The 23,147-nt window shown below is 74.0% G+C and carries 18 protein-coding genes; 5 read left to right on the forward strand and 13 right to left on the reverse strand.

Annotated elements, in window-relative coordinates; all coding sequences use genetic code 11:
* Nucleotide 1: 1 nt before the first annotated feature.
* Nucleotides 2–1,600 carry a DUF2207 domain-containing protein gene (locus ACFVYA_RS04685; protein WP_387042405.1) on the reverse strand — a complete coding sequence of 533 codons (1,599 nt, stop codon included), beginning with the start codon at nucleotides 1,598–1,600 and terminating at the stop codon, nucleotides 2–4.
* Nucleotides 1,601–1,602: 2 nt separating this feature from the next.
* Complete coding sequence (locus ACFVYA_RS04690; RefSeq protein WP_387042408.1) at nucleotides 1,603–3,312, reverse strand: DUF2207 family protein; 1,710 nt, start codon at nucleotides 3,310–3,312, stop codon at nucleotides 1,603–1,605.
* 548 nt (nucleotides 3,313–3,860) lie between these two features.
* Between ACFVYA_RS04690 and ACFVYA_RS04695 the strand changes: the two genes are divergently transcribed.
* Nucleotides 3,861–4,940 (forward strand): neutral zinc metallopeptidase, encoded by a 1,080-nt coding sequence (locus ACFVYA_RS04695; protein WP_387042411.1) that lies wholly within the window; start codon nucleotides 3,861–3,863, stop codon nucleotides 4,938–4,940.
* Nucleotides 4,941–4,946: 6 nt separating this feature from the next.
* On the opposite strand, the gene ACFVYA_RS04700 is transcribed toward ACFVYA_RS04695, so the two are convergent.
* On the reverse strand, nucleotides 4,947–5,315 hold the full coding sequence (locus ACFVYA_RS04700) for a VOC family protein (RefSeq protein ID WP_285988511.1): 369 nt from the start codon (nucleotides 5,313–5,315) through the stop codon (nucleotides 4,947–4,949).
* Nucleotides 5,316–5,463: 148 nt separating this feature from the next.
* Nucleotides 5,464–6,438: an RDD family protein gene (locus ACFVYA_RS04705; protein ID WP_387042414.1), complete on the reverse strand. Its 975-nt coding sequence runs from the start codon at nucleotides 6,436–6,438 to the stop codon at nucleotides 5,464–5,466.
* Between the two features lie 34 nt (nucleotides 6,439–6,472).
* Here ACFVYA_RS04705 and ACFVYA_RS04710 point away from each other — a divergent pair, with 34 nt between their 5' ends.
* On the forward strand, nucleotides 6,473–7,480 hold the full coding sequence (locus ACFVYA_RS04710; RefSeq protein WP_285988509.1) for a stage II sporulation protein M: 1,008 nt from the start codon (nucleotides 6,473–6,475) through the stop codon (nucleotides 7,478–7,480).
* 1 nt (nucleotide 7,481) lies between these two features.
* Here the strand turns inward: ACFVYA_RS04710 and ACFVYA_RS04715 are convergent, their stop codons facing one another.
* From ACFVYA_RS04715 to ACFVYA_RS04735, 5 genes are read right to left on the reverse strand one after another with little or no spacing between them, the layout of a single operon-like run.
* Complete coding sequence (locus ACFVYA_RS04715) at nucleotides 7,482–8,774, reverse strand: DUF58 domain-containing protein (protein ID WP_285988508.1); 1,293 nt, start codon at nucleotides 8,772–8,774, stop codon at nucleotides 7,482–7,484.
* Between the two features lies 1 nt (nucleotide 8,775).
* Nucleotides 8,776–9,747 carry a MoxR family ATPase gene (locus tag ACFVYA_RS04720; RefSeq protein WP_285988507.1) on the reverse strand — a complete coding sequence of 324 codons (972 nt, stop codon included), beginning with the start codon at nucleotides 9,745–9,747 and terminating at the stop codon, nucleotides 8,776–8,778.
* The gene (locus tag ACFVYA_RS04725) at nucleotides 9,744–10,883 is read right to left on the reverse strand and encodes a DUF4350 domain-containing protein (protein WP_387042419.1); all 1,140 of its coding nucleotides are present in this window, start codon (nucleotides 10,881–10,883) and stop codon (nucleotides 9,744–9,746) included. Before ACFVYA_RS04725 ends, ACFVYA_RS04720 begins: the two co-directional genes overlap by 4 nt.
* A 34-nt stretch (nucleotides 10,884–10,917) precedes the next feature.
* Nucleotides 10,918–11,559 carry a DUF4129 domain-containing protein gene (locus ACFVYA_RS04730; RefSeq protein ID WP_387042422.1) on the reverse strand — a complete coding sequence of 214 codons (642 nt, stop codon included), beginning with the start codon at nucleotides 11,557–11,559 and terminating at the stop codon, nucleotides 10,918–10,920.
* Complete coding sequence (locus ACFVYA_RS04735; protein WP_387042425.1) at nucleotides 11,553–12,734, reverse strand: hypothetical protein; 1,182 nt, start codon at nucleotides 12,732–12,734, stop codon at nucleotides 11,553–11,555. The genes ACFVYA_RS04730 and ACFVYA_RS04735 overlap by 7 nt, the downstream gene beginning before the upstream one ends.
* A gap of 250 nt (nucleotides 12,735–12,984) precedes the next feature.
* Here ACFVYA_RS04735 and ACFVYA_RS04740 point away from each other — a divergent pair, with 250 nt between their 5' ends.
* Complete coding sequence (locus ACFVYA_RS04740) at nucleotides 12,985–14,007, forward strand: neutral zinc metallopeptidase (RefSeq protein ID WP_387042550.1); 1,023 nt, start codon at nucleotides 12,985–12,987, stop codon at nucleotides 14,005–14,007.
* On the opposite strand, the gene ACFVYA_RS04745 is transcribed toward ACFVYA_RS04740, so the two are convergent.
* Nucleotides 14,000–14,434, reverse strand: a complete 435-nt coding sequence (locus ACFVYA_RS04745) for a hypothetical protein (protein WP_285994088.1) — start codon at nucleotides 14,432–14,434, stop codon at nucleotides 14,000–14,002. The two genes, ACFVYA_RS04740 and ACFVYA_RS04745, sit on opposite strands and share 8 nt — an antisense overlap.
* An 81-nt stretch (nucleotides 14,435–14,515) precedes the next feature.
* Nucleotides 14,516–15,595 (reverse strand): TrkA family potassium uptake protein, encoded by a 1,080-nt coding sequence (locus tag ACFVYA_RS04750; RefSeq protein WP_285988502.1) that lies wholly within the window; start codon nucleotides 15,593–15,595, stop codon nucleotides 14,516–14,518.
* A gap of 79 nt (nucleotides 15,596–15,674) precedes the next feature.
* Here ACFVYA_RS04750 and ACFVYA_RS04755 point away from each other — a divergent pair, with 79 nt between their 5' ends.
* Nucleotides 15,675–16,043 carry a hypothetical protein gene (locus ACFVYA_RS04755; RefSeq protein ID WP_285988501.1) on the forward strand — a complete coding sequence of 123 codons (369 nt, stop codon included), beginning with the start codon at nucleotides 15,675–15,677 and terminating at the stop codon, nucleotides 16,041–16,043.
* 125 nt (nucleotides 16,044–16,168) lie between these two features.
* On the opposite strand, the gene ACFVYA_RS04760 is transcribed toward ACFVYA_RS04755, so the two are convergent.
* Together ACFVYA_RS04760 and ACFVYA_RS04765 are read right to left on the reverse strand one after the other, a co-directional pair.
* Nucleotides 16,169–19,411: an ATP-dependent helicase gene (locus ACFVYA_RS04760; protein ID WP_387042429.1), complete on the reverse strand. Its 3,243-nt coding sequence runs from the start codon at nucleotides 19,409–19,411 to the stop codon at nucleotides 16,169–16,171.
* A 55-nt stretch (nucleotides 19,412–19,466) separates the two neighbouring features.
* Complete coding sequence (locus ACFVYA_RS04765) at nucleotides 19,467–22,640, reverse strand: ATP-dependent helicase (RefSeq protein ID WP_387042553.1); 3,174 nt, start codon at nucleotides 22,638–22,640, stop codon at nucleotides 19,467–19,469.
* Between the two features lie 174 nt (nucleotides 22,641–22,814).
* Between ACFVYA_RS04765 and ACFVYA_RS04770 the strand changes: the two genes are divergently transcribed.
* Nucleotides 22,815–23,138 carry an MGMT family protein gene (locus ACFVYA_RS04770; RefSeq protein ID WP_387042432.1) on the forward strand — a complete coding sequence of 108 codons (324 nt, stop codon included), beginning with the start codon at nucleotides 22,815–22,817 and terminating at the stop codon, nucleotides 23,136–23,138.
* Nucleotides 23,139–23,147: the final 9 nt, after the last annotated feature.

Consider the following 23,147-nt stretch of genomic DNA (forward strand, 5'->3'; position numbering starts at 1 on the left):
CCTACGACTCCCGCGCGCTCGCCTGCGTCTCGACTGGCTGCTGGGAACCGGTGTCCCGGACGGCGTCGTCGAGGAGCCGGCCGCGGCGCGCGGCGGCGAACGTCCCCGACAACGCCGTCGCGAAGGATCCGGCCTGGTCAGGGGCGATGTCACCGGCGTGCCAGTAGACCGGCGGCGGGTGTTCGAGGCCGTCGAACGCGGCCACCCACGGGGCCAGTTCGCCCAGAGCGAGCGCGTACGGCAGGCCGCGGGAGAAGACCAGCTCGCGCTGCGGCTCGTCCAGGTCCGCGGCCTTGGCCGACGCGAGCGTCACGCCGAGGCCGCGCAGGCGCCGCGCCACGTCGGCGCCCGCCCGCCGCCGGGCGGGCAGCGCGGCCGAGGCGGCGACGGCGGCGGCCCCGGCGAGCACGACCATGACGCCGAGCTGGGCGTAGCCGACGGTCACGGCCAGCAGGACGGTGAGGAACCCGCCGTAGCAGGCGATCCGGACCCCGGCGCGGCCGAGCCGCCGGGGCCGCGGGGCGAGCCAGCCGCGGCGGACGACGTCGGCGTACAGCTCGGCCGGGCCGACGGTGACGTGCCGCTCCCGCAGTTCGGCGAGGGTCACCGGCTCGTCCGGGACGACGGCCGTGTAGACGGCTTTTTCGAAGGCGGTGAGGTGCTCGTCGGGCGGGTTGCGGCGGGCCAGCCGCCAGCCGCCGTCCTCGGCGCTCACCCAGAGGTAGTTGCGGACGGCCAGGTCGAGCACGGTGGCGGCCAGGTCGGCGGCCCCGGGGCGGGCGCGGAGGAGGACGCCGGCGTGGCCGGGCAGCACGCCCTCGGGTGAGGCGAACTCGCCGTTCGGGGTGACCAGGCTCGTTTTCTCCGGCTCGCCGGTGCCGGCCTCACGGCGGCGGGCCGCCCAGACCAACGCGCCCATGAGCAGCAGCAGCGCACCGAAGGCCGCCCACGCCCAGCCGACCGGGGCGGTGAGGACGAACGCGCCGGCGATCGTCTTGGCCGGGACCAGCACCTCGTTGCCGGGCACGGTGTCCGCGGGCAGTTCGACGGTCGCCGTCATCCGCTCGCCCGCGGCGAGGTTCTGCTGGCTGAACCGGGTCAGCCCGGCGTGGTCGATCTGCGCGGCCGCGCACGGGAAGTCGGAGCCCGGCGGCCCGGCGGCGCAGTCGACGGCGGTGGGGATCTTCGGCGCGGCGAAGGAGGCGCGGAGGAACTTCAGCTCGGTGTTCCAGCCGCCGGCCAGCTCCCAGGTGATCCGGTCGCCGGCGACCGCACCGTCCACTGTGTACCGGACGATCGAGGTCCCGGGAGTGAGGTGGACGGTGAAGGCGTCTTCGTTCACGCTCGCCGTCCCGCCGCCTTCCAGGACGACGTCGCGGACACCGTAGACGCGGTCGCGGTGGTGGGGCGCCGGGACCCGCAGCGCGACCCGGCGATCCATCGTGACGCCGTCGGGGACGGAGATCGCTTCGGCGACCGAAAGAGAGCCGTCGCGCTGGACCTTGAGCTGGATCTCGGCGCTCTGCGGCACGGTGGGCAGGGGCGGCTGATCGGCGGGGCCCGCGGCCAGCGCGAGCGCCAGGAGCGTCCCCGCGAGCACGGTCAGCGGGCCGCGGCGGCGGCGAGCACGCCGTCGAGCGCGGTCAGGAACGACGGGAAGTGCGTGCCGAAGCGGCGCAGGTCGTGCTCGGCCTCCATGCCGCCGTACCAGTACAGCCCGGCCGAGCCGTCCGCCGACGGGTTGAGCGCGGCGAAGGCGCCGAGCCAGCGTTCGGTGTCGCCCAGCACGACCGCGTACGGCAGCGAGCGGGAGAAGACCAGCTCGCGGTCGGCGGCCGGGATGTCCTCGGCCTTCGCGGTGTGCAGGTAGTCGAGCAGGCCGCGGACCTGCCCCACCAGGGCGCGGCCGCGGGCGGTGCGCGACGGCAGCAGCGCGGCCACCGCGACGACCGCGAGGCCGGCCAGCGCGACGGCGACGCCGAGCAGCGCGTACCCGGCGGTGAAGGTGAGCACCGCGGTGGTGACCAGCCCGAGCGTGAAGATCCCGGCGCCGAGCCAGGTCAGCCGGCCGCGGGCGGTGTCCGGGCGGCGGGAGAACCAGCGCTTGGTGACGACGTCGGCGTACATCGCGTCGCTGATCCGGCGCAGGTCGAGCCCGCCGCGGGCGCGCAGCTGCGACACCAGCACGGTGTCGGTGCCCGGTGGCAGCAGGGTTTCGCAGACGGCGCGCTCGAAGTCGTGGAGGTGTTCGTCCGGCGGGTTGCGGCGGGTGAGCTGCCAGTCGGGCCCGGGTACTTCCGCCAGCCACAGGTAGTTGCGGACGGCCAGGTCGACCACGGTGGCGCTGATGTCCACGACGTCGACGGTCTCGTCGACGACCGTACCGACCTGGCCGGGCAGCACGCCGTCGGGACTGGCGAAGAAGACGTGGTCGCCGTCGCGCAGGAGGACTTCGACCGGGCCGGTGGCGGTGCGCAGCGCGCCGGCGTCCTGCTTGCGGCGCCGCCGGACGAAGAGCGCGGCCGCGACGAGGAAGGCGAGCAGGACGGCGAAGGCGATCCCGGTCACGGGCGTCAGCGCGAAGGCGTTCGCGAGCAGGCCGATGTCGGCGAATTCCGCGTTCGCCGGAGTGGTGCCCGCGGGCAGGCCGACGAGGAGGTCGACGCGGTCGCCGGGGCGGACGTCGTTCTGTTCGAGCCGGACGACCCCGGTGTGGTCGAGCTCGGCGAGGGTGCAGCGCTGGCTCGAGCCGACCGGGCCGGCGAAACAGTCCACAGGGGACAATTGGGTGCTCGGGGCGAGCAGCGAGGCCGTGAGCTTGGCCAGCGGGGTGTCGAAGCCGCTGCCGACCTGCCAGCGGACCTGCTGGCGGCCGTTCTGGTCGGCGACGGCGCCGTCGACGGTGAACGTGGCGCTGCCGGTGCCGCCGGCGAAGGTGAGGACGAGCTGGTCACCGGTGAGCTCACCGGTGGCGGCGCCGTCGGTCTTGACGTCGCGGACGGCGAAGACGCGGTCCTGGTCGTCGCTCGCGGGGACCTTGAGGGGGACGCGCGAGACGAGCTGCCGGCCGCCGGGGACGGTGACGTGTTCGGTGACGGAGAGGGTGCCGTCGCGCAGGAGCTTGAGGGCGACGTCGGCGGTGGCCCCTTCGGGCGGCTGGACGTCCTGCCCGGTGAGCAGCTGGGGTTTCTTGACCTGGTCGGCGGGCAGGTTCGGCAGGACGGGCCCGGCCGACGGCCCCTGCGCGGCCGCGGGCCCGGCGGCGGCCAGCACGACCGCGACGGCGATCGCGGCGGCGGTACCCCATTTCATCGGCACAGCACCACACCCTAGAGCACTCGATCTATGCTGACGCCCGGAACGGCGCGATCACCGCAGGTACGCCGCTTCCGACGGGGAAATCGCACGGGGGGTTCCACTCGATGACGCACGGCCCGCAGGGTCCTGGGGTTGGTCCTGGTCCTGGTCCGCACGACCCGCGCCGGCCGTCGCCGCCACCGGGAGCGCGGCCGCTGCCGCCACCGGGGGTGCGGCCGTTGCCGGGGCAGGGCGGGCCGCCGAACCGCTTCGGTGCGCCCGGGCAGGGCGGCCCGGTCCGGCAGGGTGGGCAGCCCGGCCCGTTCGGCGAGCCCCCGCGAGGTCCCGGCAGCGCGCCCGGGCAGGGCGGCCCTTCCGGTGCGTCACCACAGGGCCCCGGCAGCGCGCCCGGGCAGGGCGGCCCTTCCGGTGCGCCACCGCAGGGTCCCGGGCCGCGTGTCCCACAGCCGCCGCGTGGTCCGCACGGTCCGCCCACCGGGCCGTACGGCCGGCCCCTTCCGCCGCCCGCGCGGGCGCCGCTGCCGCCGCCGGCTGCCGCCGCCGTGCCCGTCTTCGTCCCGGGCCGTGCCGGGCCGCCCTCCTTCGGGCCCCGGTTCGCGCCCGGCTACACCCCCTACGTCGCCAAGAAGTCGAACGCCGGGGTGATCGTCGCGGTCGCCCTCTTCGCGATCGTCGCCGTCGCGGGTGGGCTCGTCGCCGCCGTTGCGCTGTCCGGGAACCACAAACGGCACGTCGCCGACGCCGGCTACGCCAGCACCTACCCGACCACCACCGAAGAAACCACCACCGAGGCGAGCACCACCACTTCGGCCACCTCCTCGACCGAGGCAACGACGACCGCGCGCACCACCGAACGCCGGACCCCGACGTCGCAGCCCCCGGCCGGGCCGCGCTCGGTCGTGGCCACCGGGGACAACCCGCTCTTCGCCCGCGCGGACTACGGCCTGCAGAACGTCCCGTGCTCGCTGAGCCGCTGGGCGACCGACCAGAACAGCGTCACGCGCTTCTTCCAGTCCGGCATCGGCTGCCTGGACGCGATGTGGTCACGCATGCTCGGCGCGGTCGACCTGCCGTTCCGGACGCCGAACCTGTCGGTGCCGCGGTCGCTGTCGGAATCGTCGACGCCGTGCGGCAGCGGGGGCACCACCACCGGCGTCACGCCGTTCTACTGCTCGGCGAACAACACGATCTACATGCCGATGGACCGGATCGAGCTCGAGGTGTGGGGCAACCACCCCGGCCCGTACCTGTCGATCCTGGCCCACGAGTACGGCCACCACGTGCAGAACATGTCCGGCATCACCGAGGCGTTCGCCAACCAGCGCTACGACGCGGGCGCCGACTCGGCGGCCGGCCTGGAACTGTCGCGGCGCATGGAACTCGAGGCGCAGTGCTTCTCCGGGATGTTCCTCGGCTCGGCCTCGGTGTCCGGCGGCTCGGTCGACAAGAACCTCTACAACGAAGCCTGGAACGCCCAGGACCGCGGCGACGACTACGCCCGCAACGGCAAACGCGACCACGGCAGCGCCAAGCACAACATCAGCTGGTGGCAGCACGGTGCCACGAAGAACCGGAACCAGCAGTGCAACACGTGGCTGTCGCCCTCGGGCGACGTTTCGTAGCGCCGATCAGCCGCGGTCGTGCAGCGTGACGTGGTAGCCGTCGGGGTCGGCGAAGGTGAACGTGCGGCCGAAGGGACCGTCGATCGGGGCGGAGACGATGGTGTGCCCGTCGGCGGCCAGAGCGTCGTGGATCTCCTGGACGTCGGTGGCGTGGAGCCAGATCGCGGCACCGATGCCGGGCCGGGCGGCGGAGGCGAGGTCCGTGCCGGGAACGATGTCGCGGAGCGCGAACGCGATCGGCTTCGTCTCGAAGACGACGGCGTGCGGCGGTCCGGCCGGCGAGCGGACGAGGCCGAGGTACCGCTCGTAGAACGCCTGCGACGCGGTGAGATCGCGCGCCTGGAGCGAGATGAAGTCGGGTCCGGTGGCGGGCATGGTGTGCTCCTTCGCTGTTCATGTCAGGTTCCTGACACAGCCCACCGTATGTCAGGATCCTGACATGAGTCAAGCCGGCGTTGTCCGGAAACGGGCACGGCTCATCGCCGACCATGCGGCTCTCGCCCGCGAGTGAAGCCAGGGCCCGTCAGCTGGGCGGGGTGAAGGGGTTCTCCACGGGCACCGGCGTGCCGGACGGCGGCGTCGGGAGCTCCGGCTGGTCCGCGGGCGGGCCACCGGCCGGGTGCGGACCCGCCGGCGGCCAAGGCGACGCCGGCGGCCAAGGCGGCCCCGCCGGCCCCGGGGCGGGCTGAGCCGGCGCCACCGGCGGATAGCCGGGCCGGCCCTGAGCCGCATACGCCTGGAACGCCCGGGCGTGGTCGCGGTTGCGCCGCTCCGCCAGTACCGCCGCCAGGAACGCCCACGGCGGCACCTCGGGCGGCACCGGCGTGCCCAGCGCGTTCCCCATCTGCTGCGCGAGCCCCCAGCCCAGCGCGTGCGACGCCTCCGGCCGCAGCTCGCGGAACCGGGCGAGGAACTGGCGGCTCGCCAGCGCGAGGTCGTCCGGCAGCCGCGTCAGGTCGAGCTGCGCCGCCCAGCCCTCGAGGCCCGGCGGCATGGCGACCGCCGCGTACCCGGGGCCTTGCGGGGCTCGTTCGCGGACCACCAGCGTCCCGGCCAGGAAGTCGCCGACGCGGCGGCCGTTCGACGAGCACAGCGACACGACCACCGCGACCGCGCCGAACAACCCGAGCGCCCAGAAGTCCACGACGAAGCCGGCCAGCCCGCGCACCAGCGCGTGCCGGAACCGGATCGGGCCGCCGTCGACGCGCACGACCCGCAGGCCCACCGCCATCTTGCCGAGCGAGCGGCCGCGGGAGAGCGTCTCGAACACGACCGGGTAGCCGACCACGATCAGCACCACGAACACCAGCAGCAGCGCCAGGAACAGCGACTCATCGGCGAACGGCACCACGAACGTGAGCAGCATGAGCGCACCCAGCAGCAGCGCGAGCTGCACGAGCACGTCCAGCGCCATCGCCAGTGCGCGGCTGGCGAGCTTGGCCACGCGCAGGTCCAGGACGACCGCTTCGCCGGTGACCAGCTCCGATTCCTCGTGCACGATGCCCAGCGTATCGACGGATAGGGTGGTCGGCGTGGATGTGGACGTCTTCGTCGCTGCGCACGCGGGGGAGTGGACCCGGCTCGGTGAGCTGATCCGGCGCGGCGGCAAGCTGACCGGGCCGGAAGCCGACGAGCTGGTGACGCTCTACCAGCGGACCGCGACGCACCTGTCGATCGTGCGGTCGGTCGCGCCGGACCCGGCCCTGCTCGGCCGGCTGTCCGACCTGGTCGCCCGCGGCCGGTCGGCGGTCTCCGGGGCGCACAACCCGGCCTGGCGGGAGGTCGCCCGCTTCTTCACGCACCGGTTCCCGGCCGCGGTCTACCTCTCGCGGCGCTGGTGGATCCCGGCCGCGCTGGTGTCGATCGCGGTGATGGTGGTGATCGCCGTCTGGGTCGCGCGCGACCCGCTCGTGCGCGCGTCGCTGGGCACTCCGGAGGAGCTGAGCGAGCTGACCAAGCCCGGCGGCCAGGCGGAGAACTACTACTCGACCGGGCCGGCGGCGTCCTTCGCGGCGCACGTCTGGACGAACAACGCGTGGGTGGCGGCGACCTGCCTGTTCCTCGGCGTCGCGCTGGGCCTGCCGGTGATCGGCGCGCTCTGGCTGAATTCGCTCAACGCCGGGCTGATCATCGGTGCGATGAGCGCGGCCGGCCGCGGCGACGTGATGATCGGTCTCCTGCTCCCCCACGGTCTCCTGGAGCTGACGGCGGTGTTCGTCGCGGCGGGCACCGGCCTGAGACTCGGCTGGACGGTGGTCGACCCGGGCCGCCGCTCCCGCACGGCCGCGCTCGCCGAGCAGGGCCGGTCGGTGGTGGTGATGGCGCTCGGGCTGACGTGCGTGCTGTTCGTGTCCGGGGTCATCGAGGCGTTCGTGACCCCGTCGGGCTGGCCGACGTGGGTGCGCGTCGGCATCGGCGCGCTGGCCGAAATCGCGTTCCTGGCCTACGTTTTCACGCTCGGCCGCCGGGCGGCGAAGGACGGCGAGGTCGGCGACCTCGACGCCCGCGACACCGGCGACGCCCTGCCCGAATCCGCCTGACTCAGAGCCGCCCGGCGGCCTTCAGGGCCAGGTAGCGGTCCGCCAGCGCCGGCGGCAGCTCCTCCGGGACCGCGTCCACCACGCTCACCCCATGCCGCACCAGCCGCTCGGTCACCCGCAGGCGCTCGGCCGTCGTGCGCGCGGCCGCCGCCGCGTCGTAGACCGCTTCCGCGTCACCGCGGGCCGCCAGCATCTCCGCCACCCGGGGGTCCGCCACCGACGCCACCACCAACTCGTGCCGCCCGGTCAGCGAGCTCAGCACCGGGAACAAGCCCTCCTCCATCGGCGCCGCGTCCAGCCCGGTCAGCAACACGACCAGGGCCCGGCGGCGGGTTCGCTGGAGCACCTCCGCGACCATGCCGCGCGCGTCCGTCTCGACCAGCGACGGCTCGAGCGGCGCCATCGCGTTCACCAGCGACGTCAGCAGCGAAGCTCCGGACGAACCGTGCACCGCCGCGCGCAACCGCCGGTCGTAGGCCAGCAGGTCGACGCGGTCGCCGGCCCGGGACGCCAGTGCGGCCAGCAACAACGCCGCGTCCATCGCCGCGTCGAGCCGGGGCGCGTCGCCCACCCGGCCCGCCGAGACGCGGCCCGTGTCGAGCACCAGCACGACGTGCCGGTCGCGCTCGGGGCGCCAGGTCCGGACCATGACGTCGGCCGCCCGCGCGGTCGCGCGCCAGTCGATGGACCGGACGTCGTCGCCGATGACGTACTCGCGCAGCGAGTCGAATTCCGTGCCCTGGCCCCGGATCAGCACCGCGTTGCGGCCGTCGAGCTGCTGCAGCCGCGCCAGCCGGGACGGCAGGTGCTTGCGGCTGTGGAACGGCGGCAGCACCCGGACCGTCCACGGCACCGCGTGCGAACCCTGCCGCGCGGCCAGGCCCAGCGGCCCGACCGACCGGACCGTCACCCGCGCCGCCGTCCGGTCGCCCCGCCGCGACGGCCGCAACGCCGTCACCAGCGCCCGCCGCTCCCCCGCCGGGACGCGCAGGGAATGGCGGTCGGCCGCGCCCGCGCTCGGCGGCCACGCGTCGCGCAGCTGCCCGCGCACCGCGCGGCCACCGGGGTTCGCGACCACCAGCGTCACCTCGCACGGCTCGCCGAGCCGGACCGAAGTGTCGCCCGAGCGCGCGAACGTCAGCGCCCGCACGCTTCCCGCCAGCACGAGGTCGACGACCACGAGCACCAGCAGCACCGCGGCGACCGCCAGCATCCCCGTGCCCGACGGCAGGAGCAGCCCGACCACCAGCGCGCCGAACAGCGCCAGCAGCCCGAGCCTTCCGGTGACCGCCATGTCAGCGCGGCACGGGCACGGACGCGAGCACGCGGTCCAGCACGCCGTCCGCGGTGACGCCCTCGAGCTCCGCCTCCGGCCGGACGTCCAGGCGGTGCCGCAGCGCGGGCCGGGCGAGGGCCTTGACGTCGTCGGGGGTCGCGTAGTCACGCCCGGCGAGCCACGCCCAGGCGCGGGTCACCGCGAGCAACGCCGTGGCACCCCGGGGCGAAACGCCGATCCGCACCGACGGCAGCTGCCGCGTCGCCCGGCACAGGTCGACGACGTACCCGATCACCTCGGGCCCGATCGTCACGCGGGCCACGGCTTCCCGCGCGGCGGCGAGTTCCGGGGCACCGGCGACCGCGCGCAGGCCCGCCGCGGCCAGGTTGCGCGGGTCGAAGCCCTGGGCGTGCCGCCACAGGATTCCGATCTCGTCCTCGCGCGAGGGCGCCGGCATGGTCAGCTTGAGCAGGAACCGGTCCAGCTGCGCCTCCGGCAGCGGGTAGGTGCCCTCGTACTCCACCGGGTTCTGGGTGGCGATCACGATGAACGGGTCGGGCAGCGGCCGCGACTTGCCATCGAGCGAGACCTGCCGCTCCTCCATCGCCTCCAGCAGCGACGACTGCGTCTTCGGCGGGGTCCGGTTGATCTCGTCGGCGAGCAGCAGGTTGGTGAACACCGGCCCCTCGCGGAAGGAGAATTCGCCGCTGTGCGCGTCGTAGACGATCGACCCGGTGACATCCCCGGGCATCAGGTCCGGGGTGAACTGCACGCGCGTGGTCTCCAGGTCCAGCGCCGCGGCCAGGGCCCGCACGAGCAGCGTCTTCGCCACGCCCGGGACGCCTTCGAGCAGCACGTGCCCCCGGCACAGCAGCGCCAGGATCAGCCCGGTGACGGCGGCTTCGTTGCCGACGACGGCCTTGCCGACCTCGGCGCGCAACGCGATCAGCGCGTCGCGGGCCCCGGTCGCGTTCTCGGTACCGCTGGTCAAGTTCGCCCTGCCTCTCGTTCCACGTGATCGAGTTCGCCGGCCAGCCGGACCAGCGCGGGGTCGTCCGGCACCGGCGGGCCGTAGAGGACCGCGCCGACCTCGTGGGCCGGCCGTCCGGTCCGCGTGCTGACCGACTCCACCAGCGCCGCCGGGTCGGCGTCGCGCGGCAGGCCCAGCGCGGTCCGCAGCCGGCCGCGCGCCGCTTCCCGCAGCGTCTCACCCGCGTGCCCGGCCGCCTTGGCCCGCCGGTACAGCCGGGCGCGGCCCTCGGCCGTTTCGGCCGCGCGGACGACGATCGGCAGCGGCTCGGTGACCACCGGGCCGAGCCGCCGGGCCCGCCACAACGCCAGCAGGGCGACGGCGACGAACGCCTGCGCGGCCCCGAAGTACCAGCCGTCCGGGATGAGGTCGAAGATCGACCGGCGGGAGTCGTCGAGCGCCGGGTCCGAGGTGGCCGGCAGGTACCAGACGAGCTTCGGGTGCGCGCCGAGCAGCCGCAGCCCCAGCGCCGCGTTGCCCTGTTCGGCGAGCCGCGCGTTGGTCAGCGGTGCCGGTGAGCCGAGCAGCGTCGTCGTGCCGCCGCCGTCGGCGAGCTGCAGCAGCGTCCCGCCGCCGTCCTCGCCGGGGTAGCACGAGCGCGCACCAGGCGAGGCGTAGCCGATCCCGCCGAGCGTGACTTCGCCCGCCGCGACCGCCGCGGCGACCGTGCACTGCGGCGGCAACGTCCCGACGTCGCTGCGGCCGGCCTGGTGCACCAGCGGCAGCGAATCACGCAGTGTCGGCTCGCCCGGCGTCACGAGGACGACGTCGGCGGCGCGCTCGCGCAGCGCGTCGAACCGCTTCGCCGGGGCCAGATCCGGTGCGGTGACGAGCAGCGTCGCGTCGTCGCCGACTTCGGCGTCCGCTTCGGCGATCGTGTGCACGGTCCGGACGTCGACGCCCTGGTCCTTCAGGAGTTTCGCGAGGGCGTGCGCGCCACCGGGTTCGTACGAGCCGGGTTCGAGGGCGCCGTAGGCCTGCTCGCCGCGGCCGAGCAGGAGCAGGGCACCGGCGATGAAGATCAGGGCCAGGAGCGCGAGGGGAACGCGGGCACCGCGCCAGATCCGGTTCAGGTCGGGCGAAACCGCTGTGCTCATGCCGCCTCCGCGGGAAAGAGCACGTCGGCGGGGCTCACGGGGCCGCCATGGCGACCGGTCGCTCACGGCGGCAGCGTTCGTCCAGCTCGGTCAGCGTGCGGTACGCCGCTTCGGTGCCTTCGCGGCCGCCGTAATGGACGTCGTCGAAGAGCCGGGCGCCCTGCCGCAGCCGGTCCGCGACGTTCGGCAGCAGCAGGCCGGCCTCGGCGGCGGCCTCGTCCGCCGTCCGGCCGGAGCGGGTGTCGAGCAGCGCGCGTTCCTCCAGGGCCCGCACGACGGCGCGGAAGCGGTCGCGGACGGCGTCGTCGAACCGGCCCGCGGCAGCGGCTTCCGCGGCCGACCGGCGGTAGTCGGCGGCGCTCTTGCGCTGCCCGCCGAAGACGACGCGGCCGGCCCGCGCCGAGCCGGCGATCTTGCCCGTGCGCACCCGGATCACCACGACGAGCACGACCAGCAGCGCGACGATCAGCACCACCCCGAAGATCCCGCCGGGCACGTCCGAGGACAGGCTGTTGAGCAGCTTCTCCAGCTGTTCCCCGAGCCACTGGCCGATCTGCTGCAGGAAGCTCGGCCGGGCGTCGCGGTACTTCGGGTCCGACAGCTCCTCTTCGGCCGCGCGGCGGGCCGCGTCCCGGTCGATGTCGACCGGGACGTCGATGAGCCGGAAGGTCACCATGCCTGCGGCGGCTGGACCCCCGCGGCGCGGGCCAGCTCGATGTCCATGCCTTCGCGGCGCATCCGCTGGTCGAGGTAGACGATCACGCTGACCAGCGCGACGAACGGGATCGCGATGGTGCCGGCGACGATCTGCCCGGCCGACGCCAGCAGCAGGTCACCGGTGCTCGGCACGGCTATCTTGCCCGGGTTGAAGATCTGGCTGAGCGTGCCGCTGCCGAAGGTGAACGGCAGCTGGATGATGTTCGCGAAGAACGACTCGATGATCTGGGCCAGCACCAGCACGCCGAGCACCCGCCAGAACGCGCCGCTGACCAGCTTGGCCGACCGCGCGAACGCCGTCCGGAACGTCCCGCGCTCGAGCACGAGCGCCGGGGCCGCCAGCGCCCAGAACACCCAGGCGATGACGCCCGGGATGATGCAGAGCATGACGCCGATGGTGCTCAGGAGCGCGTAGACGAACGCCACGCCGAGCAGCGGCAGCAGCCGCGGCTGCACCTCGCTCCAGGCGATGCCGAAGGTGACCTCGCGGCCCAGCACGGCGCGGCCCATCACCGCGGCCATCAGGCCGGTGGTGACGGTCAGCAGGAACGTCGAGAGCAGCGTCGAAGAGATCAGCACGATGAAGAGGTCGCCGAAGGTGCCGAAGAGGGCGCTGCGGAGCTCCTCTTCGGTCGCCGCGGGGCCGAGGTCGACCGTCGAGGCGAAGCCCGCCAGGTCGGTGAGGATGTACTTCTGCAGGACGAACGTGATCGCGGCGCTGAGCACCGCCACCACCGCGCCGATGCCGAGGATCAGCAGCGCGTGCCGGCGGATCGCCGTGATCGCGCCGTCGAGGATGTCGCCGATGTTGAGCGGCCGCAGCGCGATCACGCCGGGCTTGCCGAGCCCGTGCGGGTTCCAGCGCGGCTGCTGGAACTGCGGCTGCTGCCCGGTGAACGGCGGCAGCGCGTCCGGGCGGTAGGCCGGCCCGTGCTGCCAGCCCGGCGGCGGGGTCGGCGGCGCGGCCTGCGCGTCCGGCGCCTGCCAGCCTCGCGGCGGCGTCGCCGGTGACGCGGCGTGATCTTCGGGCCGCTGGGGCTCACCCGATCCGGGGGCGGGAGCCTGGGGGGTGCCCTGGCTCGGAGTCGGCGTGTCGGCGCCCTCGCCGCCGGGCGCGCCACCGGTGTCTGTCATCGAAGCCCCTCACCTGCAGTACCTGCTTGGCAACACTCTCTCAGAGCCGGTTGCACCCGGCCAGACCTGGGGTGACGTCGGTGCGCCGTGACCACCCGCGCACGGACGGGTGCGAGACGGCCCATTCCCCCGATATGCTGAATGGCGGGATCGGGTACCCCCGGTCCGTACCGAGACCCTTCGGGACTGCCTAGTGACGCAACCGCCCCCCGGCCAGGTACCGCCCCGCGGGACCGTCCAGCCGCCGCCGGTGCCGGATGCGCAACCGGATCTCCCCTGGCTCGGCCGCCCGCACACCGTGTCCGCACCGAGGCGCCGCTCGCCGGCGGCGGTGATCGGCGTGTGCCTCGGCGCGGTCGCCGTGCTGGTGCTCGGCCTGGTCGCGATCGTCGCCCTCAACCGCGACAACACCCCGCTGGCCAACCCGAACCTCCGCGACGTCCCGTCGTCGCAGGACGTCCCCCCGCAGCAGCTGCCGCCCGGCGGCGCGGGTGCCCCCGCGTCGGCGTCGAGCCCGTCGACCGATCCGGCGACGCCCAGCCCGACCGGCCCGCAGAAGATCCTCAAGCTGGCCGACCACCCGATCCTTCAGGACCCCAACGCCGGCCTGCAGAACCGCGTCTGCACGCTGCCGGCCTGGCAGAGCACCCAAGCGGGCGCGGAAGCGTTCTTCACCGCCGCCAGCAAGTGCCTCGACGCGGCGTGGGGCCCGTTCCTCACGGCCTACCACCTGCCGTTCACGCCGCCATCGCTGCACTTCCCGACCGGCGCGAGCTTCGAGACCGAGTGCGGCACCATCCAGGTCGGCATCGCGACCGCCGCGTACTACTGCGAAAACAACCTGTACGTCCCGTTCCGCGGCCTGCAGACCGACCAGTACGGCAACAACCCCGGTGTCTACCTGGCCCTGTTCGCCCACGAGTACGGCCACCACGTGCAAGAGGTCGCCGGCCTGATGGACGCGGCCTGGCAGAAGATCTACGAGGCCGGCCAGAACAGCCCGGCCGGGCTCGAGATGTCGCGGCGCAAGGAACTGCAGGCCCAGTGCTTCTCGGGGATGTTCCTCGGCGCGCACGTCGATCAGGGCGGCACGGTCACCCGCGACATGTACAACAAGGCCTGGAACGACCAGGAGACCCGCGGCGACAACACCTCCCGCAGCCACGACCACGGGACGAACGCGCACTACGCGTCCTGGTGGCGGGCGGGCGCGACGAGCAACCGGATCGCCGACTGCAACACCTTCGCGGCGCCGTCGTCCGAGGTCAGCTAGCCGTTTTGGCGCCGGCCGTCCGGGGACGCAGCGGGATGCTCAGCCAGAGGTAGACGAACATCCCGCCGGAGAAGCACGCGAACACCAGCAGCGCCATGCCGAGCGGGCGCCGGGCGTCCGACGCACCCATCGACGTGTCGGCGAGGGTGACGGCGACCTGGCCCTGGTCCGGCACCACGTCCGGCACGGCGACCTCGACGCGTTCGCCCGGGCCGTGCCCGCAGCCGTCGAGCGTGCCTTCGTGGGCCTTCCCGCCGACGGTGAACTTGACGGTTTCCTTCGCGTCCGGCCGGTCGCACGGCGCCGGCTTGGTCACCTCCGCCTGCACCGGCGCGCCCAGGACGTCGTTGCCGATGCCGAGCAGCCCGGGCCCGGCCAGCCAGGCGAGGAGCACGACGAGCACGCCCGCCGCGGCGGGGATCGCCACCGTGGGCCACTTGAGGGCGAGAGGTCGCGGGGGCACCTGGTCATGGTTCCAGATCCCGCGGGCAAAACCCAGGTGCCCTGGTCAGCGCTCGATCTTCTCCGCCTGCGTCACCTTCTTGACGTACAGCAGCTTGTCGCCCGGTTCGATGGCGTCGGCCTGCGGGGCGTCGACGCGGTAGAGGACGCCGTCGCGGACCAGGCCGAGGACGAGGTCGGCCAGGTGCCGCGGCGACCCGCCCTCCTCCGCCGGCTCGACCGCCCGCTCGGCGATCGCCAGGCCGGATTCGGGGGTCAGCAGGTCTTCCATGATGTCCACGACCAGCGGCGTCGACGTCGCCATGCCGAGCAGCCGCCCGGCCGTCTCGCTGGAGACGACGACCTGGTCGGCGCCGGACTGCTTGAGCAGGTGGACGTTCTCCGCCTCCCGCACCGACGCGACGATGTGCGCCTTGGGCGCCAGCTCGCGGGCGGTGAGCGTGACGAGCACCGCCGTGTCGTCGCGGTTCGGGGCGACCACGACCGCGCGCGCGTGCTGCACGGCGGCGACGCGCAGGACGTCGGACCGGGTGGCCGAGCCGTGCACGGCAACCAGGCCGAGCGCGCTCGCCGCGTCGAGGGCCTGCTGGTCGGTGTCGACGACGACGATCTGACCGGGGGCGATGTTCTCGTCGCCGAGCAGCGCGTTGACGGCGGACCGGCCCTTGGTGCCGAACCCGACGACGACCGTGTGGTCGCGCACCTTCGTCCTCCACTTCTGGATCTTGAACGCCTGGCGGGAGCGCTCGGTGAGCACTTCGAGGGTGGTCCCGACCAGGACGATGAGGAAGAGCACCCGCAGCGGCGTGATCACCAGGACGTTCACCAGCCGGGCGGACGACGTGGCCGGCGCGATGTCGCCGTAGCCGGTCGTCGACAGCGAGACCGTGGCGTAGTACAGGCTGTCCAGCAAGGACAGACCGTCGCCGTTGGCGTCGCGGTAGCCGTCGCGGTCGAGGTAGACGATGACCACCGTGGCCAGCAGCGCGAGCGTCGCACCGATGATCCGCTTGACGATCGCGCGGAGCGGGCTGACCGTCAGTTCCGGCATCCGCAGGATGCCGACGAGCTCGTGGTCGGGCCGATCGGTGAGACTGCCCAGCGGCAACCGTTTGAGGGCCTTCATGCTGGCTCGTGTCGAGCGTCACTCACGCCCGGAGGATAGCCGAACCGGACACCGCGCCGCCGCGTGAAACGATGAGTTCATGGCAACCTCGCAACGGCCCGCGCACTTCCTGGCCGGCGTGCTGGGCACGATGGGCGTCCTGCACTTCGCCGTCCCCAAGCCGTTCGACGGCCTGATCCCCGCTTCGCTGCCGGGTTCGCGGCGGGCTTGGACGTACGGATCGGGCGTGGCGGAGCTGGCGATCGCGGCCGCGGTGGCGGCTCCCCGCACCCGCCGTCTCGGCGGCCTGGCGGCGGCGCTGTTGTTCCTGGGCGTCTTCCCGGGCAACGTCAAGATGGCGGTGGACGCCCGACGCGCCCCGGCTCCCCGCCGGGCGATCGCCTGGGCCCGCCTTCCCCTGCAGTGGCCCCTGATCGCGTGGGCCCTGAAGGTCCGCGACAACGCCTGACCCGCGTGATCGAACCCGGATCTCGCGTGATTGAAGCCGTAACTCACGTGATTCCGGCCGGAACTCGCGAGTTACGGGCTCAATCACGCGAGATCCGGCTCTGATCACGCGAGATCCGGCTCCGCTCACGCCTCGGGGATGTCGCGGAGGAGGCGGCGGAGGGCTTCCGGGTCCAGGAGGTCGGCCGGGCGGATCGTGCGGTTCGCGCGGACGTAGTGGAAGGCCGCGCGGACCTGGTCCACCGGGACGTTCTTCAGGGCCGCCCAGGCCATCCGGTAGGCCGCGAGCTGGACGGACAGGGCCGGGATCCGGGACTCCGGCGGGACCGCGCCGGTCTTCCAGTCGACCACCGTCCAGCCGCCGTCGGGGTCGGCGAAGACCGCGTCCATGCGGCCGCGCAGGGTGAGGCCTTCGACGTCGGCCGAGAACGTCACCTCCACCGCCACCGGGACCCGCGGCGCCCACTCGCTCTTCTCGAACTCCGCCTGCAGTTCCTCGAAGTCCGCGTCGGGGGCCTCGCCGAAGTCGGCCGCGCCCGGGAGGTCGTCGATCTCGATGAGCTGGTCGCCCGCGAACCGGCGTTCCAGCCAGCCGTGGAACTCCGTGCCACGGCGGGCGAAGCTGTTGGGTTCCACCGGGAGCGGCCGGCGCAGGTCGGCGGCGAGCCGGGCGGCGTCGTCGGCCAGGGCGACCAGCTGGCTCACCGAAAGCCGCGATGGTAACGGGACCCGCTTGACGTGGTCGTCCTTGCGCGCCCACTCCTCCAGCAGGACGTCGGTGTCGGTCAGCCAGCCGTCGGGGTCGTCGTCCTCTTCGGACGACTCCGCGGGTTCCGAAGCGGACAGCGCCTCCGACACCAGCTCCACGCCGGTCTGCACGCCGGTGCGGCGGTCGGCGAGGGGGTCGACCGGCCAGCGCGCCGCCCGCGAGTCCGAGACGAGGGGGTTCTCGTCGTCCTCGGTGGGTTCCGGCGCCCACTCCGCGAGCTGCCCGGCGCCGGTCTCGCGCACGACGTGGGCGATCTCGGTGAGGAACTCCGACGGCCCCTTCGCCCGGCTGCTGCTTTCGTTCCACCAGTGCCCGGAGACGATCAGCGCGTGCTCGGACCGCGTCAGCGCGACGTAGCAGAGCCGCCGTTCCTCCGCCTGCTCCCGCTCGACGAACCCGGCTTCGTGCAGCTCCAGTCCTTCTTGGACTTCCTTGCGGTCGTAGCCTTCGGCGATCCGCAGTTCCGGCAGGTCCTCGGCGTCGCCCCGCAACGCGGCCGGCAGCGACGTCGCGGTCCGCAGCCACGACGACGACCGCCGCCGCCCGGGGAACACGTCGTGCACCAGGTGCGGCACGGCGACGACTTCCCACTCGAGCCCCTTCGCCGAGTGCACGGTCAGCACCTGCACCCGGTCCGGGACGACCTCCACCTCACCCGGCGTGAGCCCGTCCTCGGCGTGCGCGGCGGTGTTGAGATAGTCCACAAAGGACAGCAGGGTCGCCGTCGGCGCCGTCTCGGCGTAGTCGGTGACGACCTCGGCGAACGCGTCCAGGTGCGCCCGCCCCGCGGAACCCGGCCGGGCCAGGGATTCGACGTCCAGGAGCATCGTGCGTTCGACGTCGGCGACGAGCTCCGGCAGCGACTGGTCGAGCCGCCGCCGCAGCGCGGCCAGCTCCCAGCCGATCCGCCGGATGCGTTTGTACCCCTCCTCGGAGTACCGCGTCGGGTCGCCCGGCTCGTCGACGGCGTCGATCAGCCCGGCCTGCTCGACGCGCTCGACGACCAGTTCCGGCGTGTCCGGCTTCTCCGGGCTGGACAGCTCACCGGCCCGCCGCCACAACGCGGCGACGTCGGCCGCCGAGAGCCGCCAGCGCGCGCCGGTCAGCAACCGGGCCGCGGCACTCCCGGACAGCGGGTCGGCGAGCACCTTCAGCGTCGACACGAGGTCCGCGACCTCGGGCTCGTCCAGCAGGCCGCCGAGCCCGACGACCTCGACCGGCAGCCCGCGCGCCCGCAGTTCGGCGGCGATCGGGGCCATGTCGGCGCGGCGCCGCACCAGCACGGCGGCGGTCGGCGGCTTGCCGGCCTGCTCCTGGTGGGCGTACCAGCGCCGGGCGAGCGCGTCGGCGACCCACGCGCGCTCGGCGCGGATGTCCGGCAGCAGCGCGCACGCGATGTCCGCCGGCCCGGCGCCTTCCCGCGCCCGCAGCCGTTCGACGCCGAGGCCGCGGGCCCGCAGCGGTTCGGCGATCGCGTTCGCGAGGTCGAGGATCTCCGGCGGGTTGCGGAAACTGGTCAGCAGCCCGAATTCGTGCGCGGGGACGAGCCGTTCGCCGTCGAAGCGCGGGAAGTCCGTGGTGAACCGGGGCAGGTTGGCCGCGCTGGCCCCGCGCCAGCCGTAGATCGCCTGCGCGGGGTCGCCGACGGCGGTGACCGGCATCGGCGGGTTCTCGACGCCGCCGAACAGCGCCCGCAGCAGCACGCGCTGGGCGTGCCCGGTGTCCTGGTACTCGTCGAGCAGCACGGCGCCGTAGCGCTCACGCTCGCCGCGCACGACCGACGGGTACCCGCCGGCCAGCTGGGCGGCCAGCGACATCTGGTCGGCGAAGTCCAGCGCGCCTTCGTTGCGCTTGCGGCGGTGGTAGTCGTCGACGAGCGGCAGCAGCGCGAGCCGGAAGTGTTGCGCGGCCATGATTTCGGTGAGCTTCTGCGGCAGCGCGGCCCGCTGTCCCTTGGCACGCGGGGCGTTCTCGATGACGCGGCACAGCCACGTGGTGTATTCGGCGAGCTGCTCGGTGGAGACGAGGTGCTCGCCCAGCTCACCGGCCAGGGCGAGCAGGTCGGCGGTCACGGTCGGCGGGACGCGGTCGGTGTCGAGTTCGTTGTCCCAAGTGGACACCACCCGGTGCGCGATCTGCCACGACGACGTTTCGGAGAGGAGCCGGACGCCGGGCTGGACCGGGAGGCGGAGACCGTGTTCGGACAGCAGGCGCCCGGCGTAGGCGTGGTAGGTGAGGACGGTGGGTTCGCCGGCGACCACGGTGGACCGCAGGCCGCCGGTCGGGTCGAGCCGGTCGAGCAGGCCGGACCCGGCGAGGCGGCGGAGCCGGGCCCGGACGCGTTCGCCGAGCTGGCGCGCGGCTTTGCGGGTGAAGGTGAGGCCGAGGACGCGGTCGGGGCTGACGATGCCGTTCGCGACGAGCCAGACGACCCGCGCGGCCATGGTTTCGGTCTTCCCGGCCCCGGCCCCGGCGACGACCAGGGACGGTTCGACGGGCGCGGCGATGACGGTGGCCTGTTCGGGCGTGGGCCGGTGCAGGCCGAGGGCATCGGCGAGTTCGGCGGGCTCGACGGGGTTGGCGACGAGGAGCGGGCTCACGCACCCACCTCCGGAACGGCACTTTCCCGTGAAAGTGCCCAGGTGGCCGCAACGGTCATGGCCCCGGCACCTGCCGGCCCTCGGGGCGCAGCGGGCAGCACCCGCGCGCGGGGCACCGGTCGCAGTCCGGGTTCTCCTGCGCCTGGTAGTCCGGTCCCGCCGCCGAGGCCGCCGCCTTCTGGACCAGCTCCAGCCACTGCTTGCCGCCCACCTCGTCGAGCGGCGGCTGCGACCGCTCCGTCGACCCCGTCTTGTTGTTGGCCTTCGCGACGTACACCAGCCGCGCGCCGCCCGCCTCGGTCCGGCCCTCGATCGCGCCCAGCAGCACCGCCAGCTGGTAGGCCGCCAGCTGCGGGTGCGCCTCGGCCTCCGCGCCGGACACCGGGACCTTGCCCGTCTTGATGTCGACGATCACCGGCCGTCCCTCGGCATCCAGCTCCACCCGGTCGACCCGCCCGCGCAGCAGCACCCGGACCTCGTCCTCGCTCGCCGCCGGCAGCTCGACCTCGATGTCCTGCTCGACCCCGGCTTCCTTCAGCTCCGCCCGGCTGCGCTCCAGCCAGGTCGTGAAGTTGCGCAGCATCTGCTCGACCCGGCGCCGCTCGCGCCGGGAGAACCACGGCGCGCCCGCGTCGACGCGCACCCAGGCCTCGTCCAGCGCGGCCTGCAGCTCGGCGTCGGTGCTGCCGGACGCCACCGCCTGGGCGAGCCCGTGCACGAGCGTCCCGGTCACCGCCGCCAGCTGCGCCGGGTCGCTGCCGCCGTGGCGCTCGATCATCCAGCGCAGCGGGCACTTCGTCAGGATCTCCACTGTGGACGGTGAGATCCGGATGAGGTCGCCCGGCGGGTGCACCGGCTCGTCACTGGACGCCGGGAGCAGGCCGTACCACGTGGAGGGGTGCGCGCCGGGCACGCGCGCGTCGGCCAGCCGGGCCAGCTGCTTGGCCGCACGACGACGCCGCGCGGGGTCGGCCTTGTCGTCGCAGACGACCTCGCGCAGCTCCCCCACCAGCTCGGCGAGCACCAGCGACCGGCCCGGTGGCTTCATCCGCGAGTCGAGCCCGCCGTCGTCGGCGCCGTTCTCCTCCAGGTCGTCGAGGAAGCGGGACGGCTGCTCGTCCTCGCCCGACACCGCCGTGACCAGGAGCGTCTGCTTCGCCCGGCTCATCGCGAGGTAGAACAGGCGCCGCTCCTCGGCCAGGATCGGCGCGGTCTGGGAGACGGCGTCGTCGTCGACCCCGGCCACCAGGTCCTTCAGCCGCTCCACACCCAGCACGGACCCGCGCAGCCGCAGGTCCGGCCACGCGCCCTCCTGGACGCCGGCGACGGCGACGACCGTCCACTCGCGACCGGCGGCCGCGTGCGCGGTGAGCAGCGAGACGCCGTCGGCCGGGACGGCCGCCGGTGCCAGCGTGTCGCCCGCGATCCGTTGCGCGCCGAGGTAATCGGCGAAGGAGGCGACGCTCGCGCGGGGCAGCCGGTCGACGTACCGGCCCGCGGCGTCGAACAGCGCGACGACGGCGTCGAGGTCGCGGTCGGCCTGCGCCCCCAGCGACCCGCCGCGCTCGACCTGCTTCAGCAGCTTGTCCTGGAGCCCGCTTTCCCGCCACAGCTGCCACAGCACCTGCTCGACACCCTCGCCGCGCGCCACGGCCTGGTGCGTGACGCGCAGCAGCCCGCCGACGCGCCGCACCGGCTCGGCCTCGGCGTCGGCCAGCCCGGCCAGGATGTCCCCGCCGCGCAGCGCTTCCACGAGCAGTTCGTCGCTCGAGCGCTGTCCGCCGCCGGCCAGTTCGAGCCGGCGCAGGCCGCGTCGCAACCGCCGCAGCGCCAGGGGGTCCGCGCCGCCGAGAGCGGACGAAAGCAGCATTTCGGCAAGATCGATGTCGAGCAGTTCGGGCGACGGCGCGAGCTTCAGCACGGCCAGCAGCGGCCGCACCGCGGGCTGCTTGGCCAGCGGCAGCTCCTCGGTCGCCGACCCGATCGGGACGCCGGCCGCGCGCAACGCGCGTTGCAGCACCAGGAAAGTCCGCGCGGGCGACCGGACGAGCACCGCGATCTCCGACCACGGCACGCCGTCGACGAGGTGCGCGCGACGGAACTGGTCGGCGATCCAGCTCGCCTCGGCGGCCGGGGTCGGCATCACCCGGACCCGCACGTTCCCGCCCGTCGCCCCCGGAGGCGCGACGATCTTGCGGTGCGCCGACGCGCCGGGCAGCGTCGCGCCGATCTTCCGCACCGCCAGGCGGACGGCCGGGGCGAGCCGGTGCGCCGTGGTGAGCGTGACGGTCCGGCTGCCGTCCGGGTCGGCGTCGGCGAACAGGCTCGCGTCGGCGCCGCGGAAGGAGAACACGTTCTGGTCGGGGTCGCCGGCCACGACGAACTCGGCCGCGGTGTGCCCGATCATCCGGACCAGGCTCGTCTGCAGCGGGTCGAGGTGGTGGGCGTCGTCGACGAACAGGTGCCGGACCCGGGTGCGCTCGCGTTCGCGCAGCTCGTCGTCGTCCTCCAGGGCGAGCAGCGCGGAGGTGACCAGCTCGGCGGCGTCCAGCGCGGGCGCGCTCGCCACGCCGAGGGCGTTGCCGCCCGCGCCCTGCAGCTGCGTGACCTCTTCGTACTGCGCCCAGAACTGCCCGGCGGCGATCCACTCCTCGCGCCCGCGGCGGCGGCCCAGCTCGGTGAGGTCCTCGGGGCCGAGCCCGCGCTCGGCCGCGCGCATCAGCAGGTCACGCAGCTCTTCGGCGAAGCCGGGGACCATCAGGGCCGGCCGCAGCTGCTCGGGCCAGTACTCGGCTTCTTCGTCGAGGTCACCGGCCAGGAGCTCGCGGACGACGACGTCCTGTTCGGCACCGGCGAGCAGGCGCGGCGGCGGGAGCTCTTCGGCCATCGCTTCCAGCCGCAGCAGCGAATACGCGTAGGAGTGCACGGTGCGCACGAGCGGCTCGCGGACGGTCCGGGGCAGCGGCCGCGCCTGCTCGGGATCGGCGGTGAGCCGTCGCGTGATGTCGGCACGCAGCGCGTCGGCGGACTTGCGGGACGTGGTGAGCACGAGCACGCTCTCCGGGTCGGCGCCCTCGGCGATGCGGCGGGTGGCGGCCGAGGCCAGCAGCGCCGTCTTGCCGGTGCCCGGGCCGCCGAGCACGCGGAGGAACCCGCCGGGTGCGGAGAGCACGCGCCGGGCGCCTTCGTCCCAGGTGAACGAGGGTGTGGCGGTGATCGGCGTGCGCACCAGCCGCGCACCCGCCTGGGCCGTTCGCCTCCCGTTCACCCCGCGATGGAACCACGCCCGGTCCCCCGGGTGGTGCACCGGCACGGCTTAGCGGAGGGCGCGTTCGGTGAAGGCGCCCGGCGGCGCGGTGGATGGTCACCGAAACTGTCGGTGGTGTCCGGCACAGTAGGGCTCATGGACGACGTTCTGCACGAGCGGGTGCGGGAAATCATCGAGTCCGTGCCGTCCGGCACGGTCGCGACGTACGGCGACATCGCGGCCCTCGCCGGCGCGCCTTCGCCGCGGATGGTCGGCGCCATCCTGGCCGAGGACGGGCACGACCTGCCGTGGCACCGGATCCTGCGCGCGAACGGCACCCCGGCGCCGCACCTGGTCCACGACCAGCTGGAGCGGCTGCGGGCGGAGGGCGTCCTGGCCGACGGCCAGCGCGTCGACCTGCGGAAGTACCGGTGGAAACCGGACGGAGAGGAGGACACCGGCCCGGAGGGGCTGTTCTAGACCCTGGTT

It is taken from the genome of Amycolatopsis sp. NPDC058278 (assembly GCF_042881395.1).
GTDB lineage: Bacteria > Actinomycetota > Actinomycetes > Mycobacteriales > Pseudonocardiaceae > Amycolatopsis.

Bases quoted from the DNA above. Each gene is read 5' to 3' on its own strand.
- ACFVYA_RS04725 (WP_387042419.1), bottom strand. From the start codon at position 10,883: ATGAGCACAGCGGTTTCGCCCGACCTGAACCGGATCTGGCGCGGTGCC.
- ACFVYA_RS04730 (WP_387042422.1), bottom strand. From the start codon at position 11,559: ATGGTGACCTTCCGGCTCATCGACGTCCCGGTCGACATCGACCGGGAC.
- ACFVYA_RS04700 (WP_285988511.1), bottom strand. From the start codon at position 5,315: ATGCCCGCCACCGGACCCGACTTCATCTCGCTCCAGGCGCGCGATCTC.
- ACFVYA_RS04750 (WP_285988502.1), bottom strand. From the start codon at position 15,595: ATGAAGGCCCTCAAACGGTTGCCGCTGGGCAGTCTCACCGATCGGCCC.
- ACFVYA_RS04715 (WP_285988508.1), bottom strand. From the start codon at position 8,774: ATGGCGGTCACCGGAAGGCTCGGGCTGCTGGCGCTGTTCGGCGCGCTG.
- ACFVYA_RS04755 (WP_285988501.1), top strand. From the start codon at position 15,675: ATGGCAACCTCGCAACGGCCCGCGCACTTCCTGGCCGGCGTGCTGGGC.
- ACFVYA_RS04770 (WP_387042432.1), top strand. From the start codon at position 22,815: ATGGACGACGTTCTGCACGAGCGGGTGCGGGAAATCATCGAGTCCGTG.
- ACFVYA_RS04735 (WP_387042425.1), bottom strand. From the start codon at position 12,734: ATGACAGACACCGGTGGCGCGCCCGGCGGCGAGGGCGCCGACACGCCG.
- ACFVYA_RS04690 (WP_387042408.1), bottom strand. From the start codon at position 3,312: ATGAAATGGGGTACCGCCGCCGCGATCGCCGTCGCGGTCGTGCTGGCC.